12 protein-coding genes are annotated in these 15,078 nt (G+C 40.8%); 8 read left to right on the forward strand and 4 right to left on the reverse strand.

Going from position 1 to position 15,078, the window contains the following annotated elements:
- Positions 1 to 93: 93 nt before the first annotated feature.
- The 4 genes from K6T22_RS16815 (at position 94) to K6T22_RS16830 (ending at position 4,057) form a co-directional block, all read left to right on the forward strand.
- Positions 94 to 1,485, forward strand: coding sequence for a MutH/Sau3AI family endonuclease (locus K6T22_RS16815; protein WP_238240156.1), 1,392 nt, complete (start codon positions 94 to 96; stop codon positions 1,483 to 1,485).
- A gap of 12 nt (positions 1,486 to 1,497) precedes the next feature.
- A complete protein-coding gene (locus K6T22_RS16820) occupies positions 1,498 to 1,764 on the forward strand; it encodes a hypothetical protein (RefSeq protein ID WP_238240157.1) in 267 nt (88 codons plus the stop codon).
- A gap of 52 nt (positions 1,765 to 1,816) precedes the next feature.
- On the forward strand, positions 1,817 to 3,004 hold the full coding sequence (locus tag K6T22_RS16825; RefSeq protein WP_238240158.1) for a hypothetical protein: 1,188 nt from the start codon (positions 1,817 to 1,819) through the stop codon (positions 3,002 to 3,004).
- A 333-nt stretch (positions 3,005 to 3,337) separates the two neighbouring features.
- Positions 3,338 to 4,057, forward strand: coding sequence for a DUF4145 domain-containing protein (locus K6T22_RS16830; RefSeq protein ID WP_238240160.1), 720 nt, complete (start codon positions 3,338 to 3,340; stop codon positions 4,055 to 4,057).
- Positions 4,058 to 4,273: 216 nt separating this feature from the next.
- Here K6T22_RS16830 and K6T22_RS16835 read toward each other — a convergent pair whose 3' ends face one another.
- Positions 4,274 to 4,963, reverse strand: coding sequence for a hypothetical protein (locus K6T22_RS16835; RefSeq protein WP_238240161.1), 690 nt, complete (start codon positions 4,961 to 4,963; stop codon positions 4,274 to 4,276).
- A 1,152-nt stretch (positions 4,964 to 6,115) separates the two neighbouring features.
- Between K6T22_RS16835 and K6T22_RS16840 the strand changes: the two genes are divergently transcribed.
- Together K6T22_RS16840 and K6T22_RS16845 are read left to right on the forward strand one after the other, a co-directional pair.
- The gene (locus K6T22_RS16840) at positions 6,116 to 7,084 is read left to right on the forward strand and encodes a HEPN domain-containing protein (RefSeq protein WP_238240166.1); all 969 of its coding nucleotides are present in this window, start codon (positions 6,116 to 6,118) and stop codon (positions 7,082 to 7,084) included.
- 29 nt (positions 7,085 to 7,113) lie between these two features.
- Positions 7,114 to 8,130, forward strand: a complete 1,017-nt coding sequence (locus K6T22_RS16845) for a hypothetical protein (protein WP_238240167.1) — start codon at positions 7,114 to 7,116, stop codon at positions 8,128 to 8,130.
- 159 nt (positions 8,131 to 8,289) lie between these two features.
- On the opposite strand, the gene K6T22_RS16850 is transcribed toward K6T22_RS16845, so the two are convergent.
- The 3 genes from K6T22_RS16850 to K6T22_RS16860 all read right to left on the reverse strand — a co-directional run bounded on the left by K6T22_RS16850 (position 8,290) and on the right by K6T22_RS16860 (position 12,161).
- A complete protein-coding gene (locus K6T22_RS16850; protein ID WP_238240169.1) occupies positions 8,290 to 9,309 on the reverse strand; it encodes a tyrosine-type recombinase/integrase in 1,020 nt (339 codons plus the stop codon).
- Between the two features lie 454 nt (positions 9,310 to 9,763).
- Positions 9,764 to 10,531, reverse strand: coding sequence for a hypothetical protein (locus tag K6T22_RS16855; RefSeq protein ID WP_238240170.1), 768 nt, complete (start codon positions 10,529 to 10,531; stop codon positions 9,764 to 9,766).
- 181 nt (positions 10,532 to 10,712) lie between these two features.
- Entirely contained in the window at positions 10,713 to 12,161 is a 1,449-nt protein-coding gene (locus K6T22_RS16860; RefSeq protein ID WP_238240171.1) for a MutH/Sau3AI family endonuclease, read from the reverse strand.
- Between the two features lie 425 nt (positions 12,162 to 12,586).
- Between K6T22_RS16860 and K6T22_RS16865 the strand changes: the two genes are divergently transcribed.
- Positions 12,587 to 13,435 carry a hypothetical protein gene (locus tag K6T22_RS16865; RefSeq protein WP_238240172.1) on the forward strand — a complete coding sequence of 283 codons (849 nt, stop codon included), beginning with the start codon at positions 12,587 to 12,589 and terminating at the stop codon, positions 13,433 to 13,435.
- Entirely contained in the window at positions 13,419 to 15,068 is a 1,650-nt protein-coding gene (locus tag K6T22_RS16870) for a hypothetical protein (RefSeq protein ID WP_238240173.1), read from the forward strand. Before K6T22_RS16865 ends, K6T22_RS16870 begins: the two co-directional genes overlap by 17 nt.
- Positions 15,069 to 15,078: the final 10 nt, after the last annotated feature.

The raw sequence follows: 15,078 nt of genomic DNA on the forward strand, positions 1-15,078 counted from the left end.
GTAGGGATGGACCTAGAGGAGATATCGAGAGCATACGGACTGAACCCGGATCTCAACAAGAGCAAGGCACGCCTGACGAACGTGGCGAGCCGCATGGTAGAGTCGGTAAAGGACGAGGTGGAACGTATCCGGATGGAATCCGGAAAACCAGAGCTCTCCATCCGTACGATCAACCTGACAGAGAAAGGACGACCGAAGGAGCTGATGTCCCTGGACACCATCGACTTCCTGGAATGGGTCGAAAAGCCTTGGGAGGAGAGTCAGGTATATCGTCGATTCAAGGAGACGGTGTTCGTCCTGTTGACGTTCCGGACGGACAAGCAAGGACGTACGATCTTCATCGGTGATAAGTTGTGGTCGATGTCGGAGAAGGAGCTGGAAGGTTCCGTCAAACGGTTCTGGAGACAGGTGAAGGAGACGACCGAGGAGGGCATCGTCATCACGCCGGTCCAGCAGAAGAGCAAGGTGGTCATGAAGAACAACCTTCCGAAGCAGGATGAGAACCGGATCCTCCATGCGAAGACGAAGGCATCGAACGCCGCGGACCTGTGCTCGCTACCAGACGGACGCGCCATCACGAAGCAAGGATATTGGTTCAACGCCAGCTACATCTCTGACTTGGTGAAGGACCTCCATGGGCGGAAGACAAACATCCGGACGAAGAAGGAGGGAAGTCGGATGAGCCTGGAAGCGGGACAGGTGGCAGCAATCCAGTCCGACCTGACCGAGGACGGCTATGCCATCGCGGATTTTGTGGACATCATCCGTCGGACAGTATCGTCGTATGACAAGCAACGGCTGACGGCAGCTGACGCAGAGCTGCTCGGTTATCGGGTCGATGATCAACTCGCGGTCCGACTACGCTATCCGAACTCGACGGCGTACCTTGAGCAGCTCATCTTCGCGAACGACTATGTCCGCACCGAGCAGCATCGGGTCCTCCGCACGGACATTGCCGGACGACTGTTGAAGAACCTGGAGCGACATGCGCGGCTGATCCTCCTCGACAAAGGATTCTACATCACGGACCGCTGTCTCTCCCGCGCCGGCGTCTCGGAGAAGGACATCTCGGATTATCGAGAGACGATTGAATCGTATGTAGCCAATGATGAGTTCTTCACGCTCGCATCGTTGCGCAAGGACGGCTTCACTCATCCACTCGAAGAAATCGGTTTCGAGGACCTGTTCTATGAGAGCATCCTTCTACGTGTCGGCGTACTCAAGAGTCTACGCATCGGGAAGTCGAACGTGTTCATCAAGTCACTCAAGAAGCCGGATCCGGATTCGTTCATGGAATGGCTGATAGGGAAGGACGGCATCTTGTCGATAGAAGAACTTCAATCGAAAGCATCAGCGTTGCTCGCCATCGAGATGGCAGAGGATGATTTGATCACCATCGTGAATCGCAGTAATCATCATTATTCTAGAGAGTTCGAGAAGGTCTACAGCAGTCACGATGCGTATCTGGATAGTATCTATGAGTAAGGAGGATTGACGATGAAACAAATGATGAATTATGTCTTGTCGAGTGATGGCAATGAATTCGAGCGTGGAGAGATTGAAGCTGTCGGAGAGTCGGTCTATGTGATGACGGAATATGTAGTCGAAAAACTAGCTCCACGTTTTGGACAAGAGTTAGAGTTCGATTTCATTGATGTCTCTAATGAGTGGACATTTGCTGCAGAAGGTATAAGGGGTAAAAAATACGAAATCATATTTGCTCCCCAAGGAATACAAGCTGATAAATTTGGTTTCGATGACTAAGGAAACATAATTTATAAATTCACTCGAACCTTTAATTTTAGGAGGAAATCCATTGGAGAAATCTAAAAGTGAGATTCTGACACCGCATTTATTCATAAGTGAGGATCCGATTGCGAAAGTAAAAAGAACTAAATTATGTCTGTTTGAGAATAAATCTGACGTCGAGAATGAACCTGATGATTTTTTTGAAGGGTTAGATTCATTAACCTTTGATTTTGAAGATTTTGAGTTTAGTAAAAAACTTGATGAATCAGAATCGATTTTAAGCATCATTCTAACGAAAAGGGATTCAGATGATGAGGAAAAGCTTAAAAAAACGAGGAGGATATCAAGAAGTAATCAAAAGTGTATACAAAATAATTCTTTAGAGTTTGCTTACGGAGATTTTTTTATAGAATTTGAAGATAAAAAATTCAAATCGAATAAGATTCTAGAACAAATTATTCTTGATTTTAATGAAAACTCGATAACTTCCGATATTATGATTTCTGACCATTATATTGAGCTTGTATTAAAATCTATATTAGTAAAATGGTATAAAAATATTGATAACGTAACCATAGAGTTTGACGATGATGTATTTAGAAGATTGGATGAAGTCATTACTAAACATTCTTCTATAGCATTCATTTCAAAAAAAACAGAACCTGATTTTTTTAGTGATATAAACGGATTTTTAGCTAGTCGATCATTTGGAATTTACGATTATACTATTACTAAAAGAATAGATAGAAAAATCAATAAAGTCACCAATCATCTTGATTACTTCAATGACCATATAAAAAAAATAGAAGAAAAAACAAAAAAGAATTCATATATTTTCGAGTACAAAGAAAATATTCTATCGGATACCGAACTACTTCTTGAGACATTTTTAGTTCTACATTCATATTCTCTATACAATCTTAGTGAGTTGATCGGCAATAAGTTATGGAAAGATGAGATTGACTATAGAGACGAAGAATTATTGATGTTGCTCATTGAAAGAATTGTAGGTGGGAAAATTGAATATAGTCGGGAAGAATTATTATATTTTTTAGAAACATTGTTGCTTCTGATGTATCAATTGAATAATAAAGTTTTTAGCTTATATATAGAAAGTATCAACTATCCTGGATTTCCGTTCGAGTATTCCTCCAATAAAAATGAATCTGATGAATTATTAAAGAATCGTGTAGATAAAATTGCGAAAAATTTGTTTAACATTGTATCTACTTCTCGATATTTTGAAAAAAATTGATAATAGCTATTTTTAATAGTACTCAAAAAAGAAGATAGTAGTGGTAGAGCCAGAGAAATTTTGATTGCCTCGTTCGTTTTTTTGTTTGGAATCTTACTCTTATTTCTTGGGACAAATCGTCATAATGATTTGTTGATGGCGATTGCGATTTTCTTTTATCTTTATCTTGTTTCGTACTGGGTTAGATCTTAAAAACCATAAGGCTGCTTGAAATGACAATTCCTCACAACGTTGTCCTTGCTGTAGAGCCAAGCACGAAAAAAAACGGGCAGAATCACTCGTTCTTACAAACTTTTCAGTTGAATAAATATTTTGATTAGGAGGAGATTTTACATGGATTTATATGGTGAAAATTCGTTTGTATGCCCTACTTGTTCAGTGTTAGCACAACAAGAGTGGCATCAAGTTGTTCCTAGAGAAGAACATAGAGTTAATGAATATGGTTTTGGTGAAACGGTTAATTTTTATACGGTCGATGATAACGTGAAAGTGTATTATTTTGAAGGAGAAGTGATTAAGGAACCAAACGTGTTGGCTTTTTGTCAGTGCCAATCCTGTAAAAATTATTCTTTGTGGTATGACCATGAACTAGTTCATCCCTTAAAAAATACTGTTGAAGAACCTAATCCATTTATGCCTTTGGAAGTTAAAGTTATTTATGATGAAGCAAGAGCAGTTCTAAATATTTCTCCGCGTTCTTCTGCAGCGCTTTTACGATTAGGATTAGAAATGTTACTGCCTCATCTAGGTGCTAAAAAAGAAAATATTAATGAAATGATTAAGCAATTAGTTCGAGAAAGAAAAGTTATAGGTAAGTTGCAACGAGCAATGGATACACTTCGGGTTGTTGGTAATGATGCTGTTCATCCAGGGAAAATAGATCTTGAAGGAAGAGACAATAAGGACGTAAGCTTGGCTTTATTTAAGGTAATAAATTTCATTGTGGCAGAAACTTTAGAGAGTGATGAAACGATTAGTGAACTATATTCTTTGATTCCTGAAGGAGCAATGAAAGGAATTGAAAGTAGAGAAAAATCTAATAATACCAAATGATTTTTTGAGACAATAGAGAAAAAATGATAAGAGTATAAGGGGAAACTGCTATCATTCAGCGTGCTAGCTTATACGGAGTCTAGTATTTCTCTGATAATATCAAATTCGATAAAGAATCACTAAAACGGCACTGTGGAATGGTGTGTGCGATGTAAAAACATGTCTCATTTTGTTTTTTTAATTAGAAATAAAAAACACTAACCCGAAGGTCAGCGTTTAGAATGGTTGATTTGTTACGTAGTAGTTCTTTTTCCTATAGTCGTATTCAAGATAGAGTGTATATCCTTTTTTGGCGTTATAATTTTTAATGACATAACTGATTGTAGATTTCTTAGTGGGGAACATATTTTTACCTTTATCATTTAAAATCTTAAGGAAAGTTAAGTTCTCATAAGTGATGTCGCGAAACACACCTAATCCACTTCCATATGTTATCTTATCAAGCTGATTGATATTCATTCCTACTTTTGGTTTTTTGTTTTTATGAAGCTTACTTACGGTAGGTGTTTCGGTACTGTAATTTTTGAATCCCACGTATAGAGTCTTGCCTTTGTGTTTCGAAAACAGACCAATACTGATTCGATAAATAAATTCTTTATCGCTTTCACGTTTATCTTCAAAAAAACCAAATTCATAATTGACTCTGTTTTCGTCTCCACCTAAATAGAGAGGCTCATGTTTAAAAGTCGTAACACCGTATTCTTTCTTTAAATATTTTTTATACTCCTTACTATATATCAGTTTAGCTACTTGAGTTGCTGTCATACCAGACTTAATCTGCTTATAAATCTCGTACTCCTTTGATGCTGCGCTAGCCGATTTTGGTAATGTCAATGTTACTGATAACAATAATATTAACGTTAATATTATTGTTAATACCTTCTTTTTAATAACATTAGTATTCATAAGTATTTGTCTCCATTACTAACGTGTGATATGGATATTTTATCAGAACTTAATAAGGTAAATCCATATTTTGGTTATATATATAAACTAAGGATGTTGTTTTCAAAAGTGTTGAGTATTGATTCTGTTAGATGGATTTATGCAGAATTAGTTTCTACCAAAAGGTTCTGGAGACAGGTAAAGTAGACAATCGGGAAAGGCATTTTCATCATGCCGGTCCAGGAGAAGAGTAAGGTAATTATGAAAAATAACAATTTGGAGTAGGATGAGAAGCGAATACTTCATGTGAAGAAGAAGGAGAATCGGACGAACTTGGAAGAGGGATAGGTGGCAGCAATCCGACCTGATCGAGGACGGCTATGCTATCGAGAATTTTGTGGACATCATCCGTCAGAAGGTACCGTCATATGACACAAATACCGACTGACGGATGATGATGCGGAGTTGCTCAGATCAACTAGCGGTCCGACTACGCTATTCGAATTCAACGGCATACCTCGCGCAGCATCGGGTCCTTCGCATGGACATGGCCGGACGACTGATGAAGAACATAGAGCGTTACTCGAAGCTGATACTCCTCGACAAAGTATTCTGCACTACGGATTGCTGCTTTTCTTGGGCAGGCGTGACGAAGAGGAACATCGCGGATTACCGGGAGGCCGTCGAGTCATATGTAGCGAGGGGGTATCATCTTATCGATAGAAAAACAAAAACTTCAATTGAATGAAAGCCTCAGCGCTACTAGCAATTGAGATGGTAGAGGAAGATTTAGTCACAATCGAGAATCGTAGTAATTATCTTTATTCGAAATATTTTGAAAAATTCTATAAAAGCCATGATACCTATTTGAATAAGATTTATGAATGATAAAAAAGTAGATAATCAATGACATAATTTTTTTGAATAATCGATAAAAATTAAAGTGGTGAGAAGTTAAATTAGTTCTTTAAACTAAATCCTTTTATTATAAGAAATACATTCTAGATGTCATAAATACTAAGTATTCTAAATAAATTAGAAACCCCATGTAATTTTAAAAATTTATTTGATAGCCGAAAACTCTTGAAAACAATAACTATAATAATAATCTGTGAGGGATAGTTTATTAACGACTGATATTTGAATTGTAATGGAGAACAGGAGCTGATTTATATGAAATTTTATTTTTTAGCTAGTGTACATTTTTTAGGAATACAAACAACACTCAATCGTGGAATCAATTTAATGGAGGGCGTAAGGCTCTCAAATAACACGGAAAAACTAGATGAAATAATTGATTCGTACTTTAGTAATCAGATAGGGGGTCTAGAAAAAGGAGCACTAATTAAAAATCCCTTTTTTTATTATCATGGTGATTTACCAGAAAATCATAATCCATTGAGTGAACGAGATAATCTAGAATTATTAGATTATTACTTAAAAATAGTTCAATCGTATAATAATTTTTTATGGTTAGAAAAAGATAATAGTGTGGATGTTGAACTTGGTTTTTTATATATTAAGGATTCAAAAAATTTTTTGAATAATAGCGTTACGTCTAATTCCAGATCTGTAACATTTTTAAATGCTGGACTTGAAAGAGAAACAGTTATTTTCACTCTTGAAGAATTAAGAGCAATTTCTGATTGGGCGAGTAATCATGACTATAAAAAATTATTACCAATCGATAAACAAAATGATGAAACAAAAACTCTAAAGACTAATAGATTAGATAGATTCAACTTTTTTCTTCAAGGTACTCGATCACAAGCATATTTGCCACTGAGAATTGGAATGTATTGCACACTGTTAGAAATATTGTTATCTACTGATAATACTGAAGTATCTCATAAGATTTCTGAAAGATTATCTTTACTTCTAGGTGAAACATATGATGAAAAATTAAAAATATATAGTTTTATAAAAAAAGCTTATGCAATAAGATCTTCCGTATATCATGGCTCTAACTTACCGAAGAAAGGTAGCGACGAAATTTCTCTGAAAAAAACATCGAGAGAATTCGATGAATATGTAAGAAGGCTTTACCTTAAAATAATTAGCGACAGCGAAATTTTGAAGCTATATATTGATGATGATATAACAGGCATAGAAAAATTTTTTAAAGAGTTACTATTTAAATAAATTATTGTAGTGAGGAGAAATAAAGAAAAATGAAAATAAACAAAAACGCAAACAATTGGTTTTTTGGAGGTATCTTGCTTGTTTTTTTAGCATTACTTTTCCCTGTTTTGTTGGTCATTTTAACAAATTCAAAATGGTCAGTAATAGAAATTAGTAGATTAGGATCAATTGGTGATTTTTTAGGTGGTTCGACAGTAGGGCTATTATCTTTATCAAGTATTTTTTTCGTAATACATACAATATCTATGCAGGGTAAAGAACTTGCTCTTCAGAGAAAAGAATTAGAACTGACAAGAAACGAATTGATATTAACTAGAGAGGAATTCGGGATATCAAACTATACTGCACGACTTCAACAGATAGAAAATACTATTTTTAATATGTTAGAGCTTAACAGTAATATAACTAGAAACTTTCTGTACACTGATAAAGACGGTAGTAGCTTTCAAGGAGATAGTGCTTTCAAAGCACTAATTAAAGATTTTAATATTCATTTTTATGGACGACTGCATCATGATAATTCTACTACGGAAAGTAGACCGGTGAATATTAACGAAATGAGTTCTGAACAATCACTAAATTTTTATAATGGATACATGTCAACCTTAATTGATAAAGATTTTAGTATGAAGCAGAATTATTTTGATTACTGGTTTGATAATTTTTTTAAATCTATTAAAAATAAAAATTTAATTAATCAGTATATTGAAAATAACAACCAAATTTTACAATTTATAATTCAAAATATTATAAACGCAGATGATGAGAGTAAACATAAACTGTTTACTAATTCTAAAAATAAAAATATGGTCGTTGCCGACAGAGATTTTTATTTAAGTATTTTAAAATCACAATGGAGCTTTTATCAAAAAGACATGATCTTCATTAGTATACTTCATTCAAAATATAGTAAATTTAAAAAAAATGTACTAAAAAGTGATATTCTAGATATCAAAGAAGATTTAATAAGGATATCTAGTAATGTAGAGACGGAACGCAGACATATTAAATTGTATGAAAACTTAATTAGAAGTGAAAATCCTTAAGATGATTTTAATATCAAAGAGAAGCATGGCGATTGTCGAACCAATATTAAGATCTAAAAAACTAAATTCTAAGTGGGTTCTCACTTTCATTCTTTCATAATTATATGATTACATGTTTCATAACGTTTTAGAATATAATCTATAATCACTATAAAAGTATTAATCGAAAGGACTTACAGTTAAATTAGCCTTTTGTATTTGTTGAAGGTACATATTAGTGGTTGAAATGGATTCATGACCCGCAAGATTCATGACTTCATATAAAGAAATACCATCAGCTAGTAGTTTTGTTATGAAAGAGCGTCGGAACCAATGGGGTGAATTGTTTGATGAAGTCAATTGTATAGAAGCTGTTTTTGCGATGAGTCTTAATGCTTCATAGGAAAGAGGAGTATCCTCAATCCTTACATTGAAACAAATATAAGGGTTTGTAATCCCTTCAATTTGCATTAACTGTTTTAGACGATGGATGAGATGGGTTGATTTCTGGGACAGCGGAACACGCCGCCATTTTTCACGCTTTCCCTTAAACTCGATATAACTGAAGAAAGGAGTATCATGAACGTGACTAAACTGAAGTGATAGTAATTCAGAAGCGCGAATCCCTGTAGTTAATAGTAAATATCCCATCGTCTCGTTCCGCAGCTGCAATAGCTCGCGGTTCTTTTTTTGCTTCACCGTATGGCGGAAGGCCAGGGCGATCGCCTCCATCTCGTCGAAATCAATCTCGCGGCGGAGCGGCTCCGGCTTTATCTGGTCCTTCACTTGGAGCGACAGGTCGCGTACGTGATAGTCGTTGACGTGCAGGAATCGCAGGAAGCGCCGCAGCATAGCGTTGCGCCGCTTGACGGTCCGTGGGGCGTACTGGTCGTGGACGTCCTTCAGGTACTCGTGCAGGTTGAGGATCGTCAGCTGCTTGACGCCTTGGGTCTTCGTCACGAAGAAGCGCAGAATGTAGTCGAGGTCCTGCTTGTAGGCCCGCTTCGTATGTGGGCTCTTCTGGCTGTATATCGGGAACAGCTCCGTCGCCCAGAACAGCTCGAAAATCTCGAGGTCGCTCAGCGCCTCCATGTTCAGGTGGTCGTCCTCGAGCACCGCGAGCAGCCTCTCCCGGCTGTCCGCGAACGCGAGCGACGCCGCCTCCCTGATTTCGACCTCGTTCTTCATTTCTTCCTCCATCGTCCCGTCCTCCTCCATGTCTTCGCCGTCCGACGCTTCCTCTTTCGGCCGCATTTTTTCATGATATTCGCATAACCGGGTGTATATTAGTGTATTACGCTATATTACGTCTATTATATGTACATAATTAAGGATTAATAGTTAGATGAATGACGTATTACATATAATCCATGAATCCATTATAACATTAAAATACTTGTGATAACAGCTAATTATCACAAGTAAATTAGAAGAGTACGTTATGGTTGACATAACGTTTTTATCCGTCGATTGACGGAAGGGGCGAGGAGCGACGGGGGAGGAGGGATGCCGATTCCTCCTCTATCCTTCTTGAAACGATTCGACGTCTCAAAAACAGTAGTATACTAATTTAAATGAGACGAAAGTTTGTAAAGTTTGTATCATAAGAAGTTTCTTGTTAGGAAAAACGTTGCCTAGATGTCTATCTAGACGGTTATACAGTGTTGCCGGTCTTTGGATGGACCTTTCCACTGTAGATTTTATAGATTTTTTCAATCGCAGATTCGATGATGTCCATGAGGGCCTCGAACTCCGTCATGTCCTCCGGAGGATATGATGTGTTCTGGCGTCCGGAGGACTGGATGGAGACCTGCTGTAGGTTTAGAACCTTATTTCGAATGATGTTCTCCGTTATTAGACAATCTCGCGACGCAGTTTCTAACAGAGAAATCAGAAGAGTTCTCTCCACGCTTTCTCGTATGATTTTTTGCTTTTCATAAGCCTTTTTGCGTTCGCTGTTTAAAAGTCGGATTGCTGAAAAGACTAGGCTAAGAGGGTCTAGTGGCTGGAGCGCCGCAAGTCCAGCGATATCCGCAGCATTTAGTCGTGGTAAAAGAATTAGGTTAGGATCTTCAATCGTGCAAACCACCGTATCGATGAAACGACTTGGGGATTGACCGCGGCTTTTCAAAGCAACTTCGGATATCGGGATGAACATATCACTATATTTGGAGGACTGTTCCATGCGAAAAGCCCTTCTATTTTCGAGTTCCTCTAAAGATTCTCTCACTTTTAGGACTCTTTCTTCTATACGCGTCATCCCTAGATTTATATCTAACATGTCACACGCTTGCTTGAGCGCAAATCGTAGGTTATCCCGACTGACAGAGAGAGTGATGATTGAATGAGAGAGGAATATTGAAGAGGATTTAAAGTCTTCTATAAGTTGTTCATCATTTTGCCTCTTCTGGCTTTTAGCCATTCTGGTAACCTCCTGTAACTTGATTGATTTGTTGATTTAATTTTCGAACTGTATTGTTATTCTATGATTTTTTTTGATAGATGACGACGCTGAAGTCACGAATTTCGAGAGAATGCAGTGGAGTTCCTCATAACTTGTTATCGATTTAATCATTTCGTCAATCAAGTGTTGCGCGAAGGAATCATACCTGAGCCTCTTCGTTCAACAGGCGAGAGAGCACCTTTCCTTTAATCCAGAGATTCTGCCTGTAAAGTGATTGGCCGTTTATACACAGCTTATCTTTGGCGTCGCGCCCGCTGCCTCTCAGGAAGAACGTGTATTGACGGGACTTCGGCAAGTTGGTCCGGGTGCGCGGGACGTTCGTACGTTTCGTGTATCTCACCATCCCATTCTTGTCGAGTTCGGTCGTCACGCATAGACGTCCTTCTGCCATGAGATCATGCACCTCCTGCCATGTCCGCCGCAGCTCGACCTCGAACAGGTCGTCCGACAGTATCAGATGCTTGAAACCGACGAAGACGTCATCGAGCCGGTCTCCTCCCACTTGTGTCTCGAAGATGGAGAACAGGAAGTGTATCTCGCTCATCTCAGCATGGATTGCGGACTCCTCGAAACACGTCTCCTCGCCCGTTTGGACTAAATCGACCGGGAATAGTTTCGTGTCCTCGACGTTCGCTCCTTCCTCTGTCAGACGGGTCGACTTCACTACGACGTTGAGCTTCGAGAACAGGTCGACTTTACCGATGCGTCGCCCTTTCGCTCCGAACATACGGACGACGATTGATTCCGTCAGGGACTTTGAGCCGCTACTTCCCGTCAAGCCGAGGTCGGTCATCAGCTGGTGGACGGTCCTTCCCTTATAAGCACGTGTGAGGCGTCTGAGCTCGTCGTTGAACTCAGCCATGGTCGTGATGCTCCTTGGAATCGACTCGTACTGTCGTCCCATCGACTTGTTGACGATGTTCGTGAGTACCGCTCGCTTGATTCGGAAGCGCGGCTTATGCGGCCACTTCGGGGAAGTGTCGAGGAACATCAATCTTTTTCTGAGCGCGGAGGATAGAGAGGGATAGTACTCCTCTGGATTGTCGTATGTGTCCTTCAATTGCCGGATATAATCGCGGATGATCTCCCAGTCGGCCTGTAACGTCTCGACCTCCTCTTCGTCGAAGTGATGGAAATCATATCCGACCAGTGGGAAATCCCGATAGGCGGAGGCTGGCACCGTGGTCGGTGATACATACTCATAATAGACGAGGAGCAGATGCTCCACCTTTCTCCAGAAATGAGAATCCCGGAAAGTCTCATCCGTTATGGTGGCTGGACTGACAGCCGTGATCGTTAGCGGTTCCTTCGCTTCATAATGTACATCCGTACGTCGCTTTGGCCGACGAAGACCCGTCGTCTTGAGTTCGACCTCCACCCCGTCGACGATGATGTCGGGATCGCGACTTGGGTTCGAGGGGAACCCGAGCAACGACTGCTCGATGACGTCCCCTGCAATCCCCGTGATTTTTTTCGCGATCTCCGTCCGGCGAAAAACGTCTGCGGTGTCAATCTCACCAAGCGTCTTGCCTCTCGCGTTGTTCAGAAGTTCTTCGAGCGTCGTTCTCTCGAATTCGATACGTTGCATCTTCCTACCTCTTTCTTTTCAAAAATGATTTTTTGGCATACCTGAAAGATTCACCCATTGGTGCCCGATATCATATGGGTATCTGGATTCAGTTTCCCTCATCCTAATCATGTTTCCTTGAGTCGAACGTAAGAATCGAGTCGGTTCGAGCGAGAATGATAGTACTTGGGATGACACCTCTTTGGCGTCACTCTCGAGTCACGGCTGGATACACTGCTTAAGACCGATTGGAAAACTCTATCCATAACCGCTGCTTCATGAAGGTAGAGGATGATACTAGCTAGAAATGGTTAATCGTGATCAGATTTCTTTGTTAATAAGTTGTATATAAGTAAATTATATTAAATAATACTAGTTATAAGTAATCATTTTTGGAACCAAATGTATTTTCGTGAAAATATCTGTTTTCTAGGGAGGATGAATTGATGGCGGAACGTAATATGTTCATAAATCTCATCGAGCTGTCTCCCGGCGATAGACGGTGTGCTTTGGATTCAATCAGGTACATCATCGAGGAAGGCTCGGGAGGAAGACATCTGGATGAGATACAAAAGAAGAGCTTTAGGATGTCTATGGATGAATACTTCAATCGTCTAGTCAATCTCATCGAGGAAAAGCCCTCTCTCTGGTCACTCGTCTACGATGCGCTCGAAGAATGGTACGGGACGTTCGTCGAAGACTATCGTTCATCCTCGACCATCGAGAAGCTTCGAGCCCGGGATGCCGAGCGACCAATACACACATGGGTACATTGTCTGATTACGGGAGGTCTACATCTCCTTAGGGAAATCCGTGGCGAGGAGAAAATCCTAGTGGATGAGAATGAATGGGAAGAACTTAAAAAGCGGAGCAAAAAGACAGAATGTACAATCATCACCTCTACGAGTCAGCCGGAAGAAGAACGACTTTCGGAAAGTCTATCGCGATTGTTGGAGCTGGATGAAGAGACCCGTATGAAGGCATGGTTCCTCGGTAAAAGAATAGCGATATTCTTGGCAGAAGAATTTGAGGAGAAAGATCTCGAAAGGTACATGGATAAATATCATCTCGATAGGATCACGCAGTACTCCACTCTCTCGGCAAGCTCGTTCAGCACGAACCATGACCTCTTCATCTATATGGGTAAACGAGCGAAGCATGAATCTTTGCATAAACTGGATAGCAAGGTGTCTAGGGATAAAATCGTACAAGTGAGCGGTCAGAACATCGATATCGTATTCGATGAAGTCATCAGTCAAATGAAGGGGCGGATCAACCATGAACAACATCGATGAACAGTCGGAACTAGTCGGACGAGTCGGCGGTAAGGTGATGGATATGTCAGACAGACTGGAAGGTAAGGAGAAGAAACGTTTCCTGTACCGTGAACTCAATGAGATGCCCCTTGGAGGACCGGAGTTCGTCGACGACCTCATGACGTTGAGGTATATCTCGAGAAACCGGATGGGCGATCAGGAGGAGACACTGCAGCGTAAGTTGGCAGAACATGAGAGAAATCTCTTGAGGTTAATCCGAGAAAGTCTTGACGAGCGCATCACATACAACAAGCAATTGATGGATGGCATCCAGGACACGTTGGTCCCCTACTATCATGGACGATTTCGTATGGAGCTATCTCGGGAGATCAGCTTCCTTCCACTAGGAGTGCGACTTCTCGCGTATGGTGGACTTCTGGAGAGGGAGGCCCATCCCGTCGCGAAGTATCACATCCTCGATCGTATCTCGATGACACTATATAAGAGTGGCGAAGAACGACTCGGCGAGTATTCGGTGTTCCTTCAATGCATGCTCGGTGAAAAAATCGCCCCACTTCTATTCGGGAACAAGGACTTCGAGGCGTTGTTCTCTTATCAAATAAAGGCGAATCAAAAGGTCGGGGTATTGCGAGAGGACATCCTTGGGGCTGCGGAGCTTTCGCCGGAAATCGCTGGTCGCGAGTTCTGGTACGGTTTCAAAGGATTCAGCGACCTGAAGAACGTGAACGACGTCGGTGCAGCGAAAATCTGTCTTAGGTTGTTCACGCTCTACTTCGAGAAGAACTTCTCCATCGCGGGAGACGTCGAGACACATCTCTTGGATTACTACAGAACGAAAAATCCTAACGTGGTCAGAAGGCTTTTGCGGGAAGAGCAACTCGACGAATTGACCATCAAATCTAGATATTCGGAGGGCAGAATCGGATCGGCAGATGGACCGGAAGAGCTGGATGAACTGGGCATACAGCGATATGAACAAAACGTGGGACGAAGAGCGGAGGTCCAAGCTACGCTTCATCAAGAACGTATGCGAATCAATAGCCAGAGAGCACGTCTCGATGAGTCGCGCCTCGTCCTGCCTGCAACGATCAGCGTTTCCGAGGTCGGTCATTCCCTGCATGTACTCGCGAATGTCATGACCAAGAATTCCTATACCCTCGATCAAATCGATGAGTTCATCGGGAACCTCTTGAAGGGTGTGTTGAAGTCGGGAGGATGGGAGTCTACTAGGTTGAACATCCTCCTAGGGACGATGAAGGAAGTCCGGACGATGTTATGGATGGGGAATGAGAAGGATGCGGTTAAGACGCTTCGCGTGCTGAAGGAAATCATGGAGAAACCAGAGGTCGAGTGTGAAGGTTGGCCAGTTTGCCTCGTGATCAACGATGCTGTGAAATCCTCTTCGGACTATATGTTGATCCCCGATAGCACGACTGAGCGGAACTTGTTCGCTGGAGCTGTATTCGTACCCGTCCCTGGAACACTTCGCAACTCCCTGCGAGGTCAGTCGAATACGGTCGAGATGCAAATCGTACGTCCTTTACTTATGATGGCATCTGATTGGGATAAGACCGCCCGAAACATAGGTTTTTCTGAAAAAGAGGCTCGAACATTGAATAAAGAGTTAGGAAAACTTCGGGAGAACGCATGATTTGAACAAT

It is taken from the genome of Exiguobacterium acetylicum, assembly GCF_022170825.1.
Classification (GTDB): Bacteria; Bacillota; Bacilli; order Exiguobacteriales; family Exiguobacteriaceae; genus Exiguobacterium_A; species Exiguobacterium_A acetylicum_B.

Excerpts from the sequence above, each read along its gene's own strand:
- K6T22_RS16815 (WP_238240156.1), top strand. The coding sequence starts at position 94 with ATGGTAGAGTCGGTAAAGGACGAGGTGGAACGTATCCGGATGGAATCC.
- K6T22_RS16820 (WP_238240157.1), top strand. The coding sequence starts at position 1,498 with ATGAAACAAATGATGAATTATGTCTTGTCGAGTGATGGCAATGAATTC.
- K6T22_RS16830 (WP_238240160.1), top strand. The coding sequence starts at position 3,338 with ATGGATTTATATGGTGAAAATTCGTTTGTATGCCCTACTTGTTCAGTG.
- K6T22_RS16835 (WP_238240161.1), bottom strand. The coding sequence starts at position 4,963 with ATGAATACTAATGTTATTAAAAAGAAGGTATTAACAATAATATTAACG.
- K6T22_RS16840 (WP_238240166.1), top strand. The coding sequence starts at position 6,116 with ATGAAATTTTATTTTTTAGCTAGTGTACATTTTTTAGGAATACAAACA.
- K6T22_RS16845 (WP_238240167.1), top strand. The coding sequence starts at position 7,114 with ATGAAAATAAACAAAAACGCAAACAATTGGTTTTTTGGAGGTATCTTG.
- K6T22_RS16850 (WP_238240169.1), bottom strand. The coding sequence starts at position 9,309 with ATGGAGGAAGAAATGAAGAACGAGGTCGAAATCAGGGAGGCGGCGTCG.
- K6T22_RS16855 (WP_238240170.1), bottom strand. The coding sequence starts at position 10,531 with ATGGCTAAAAGCCAGAAGAGGCAAAATGATGAACAACTTATAGAAGAC.
- K6T22_RS16860 (WP_238240171.1), bottom strand. The coding sequence starts at position 12,161 with ATGCAACGTATCGAATTCGAGAGAACGACGCTCGAAGAACTTCTGAAC.
- K6T22_RS16865 (WP_238240172.1), top strand. The coding sequence starts at position 12,587 with ATGGCGGAACGTAATATGTTCATAAATCTCATCGAGCTGTCTCCCGGC.
- K6T22_RS16870 (WP_238240173.1), top strand. The coding sequence starts at position 13,419 with ATGAACAACATCGATGAACAGTCGGAACTAGTCGGACGAGTCGGCGGT.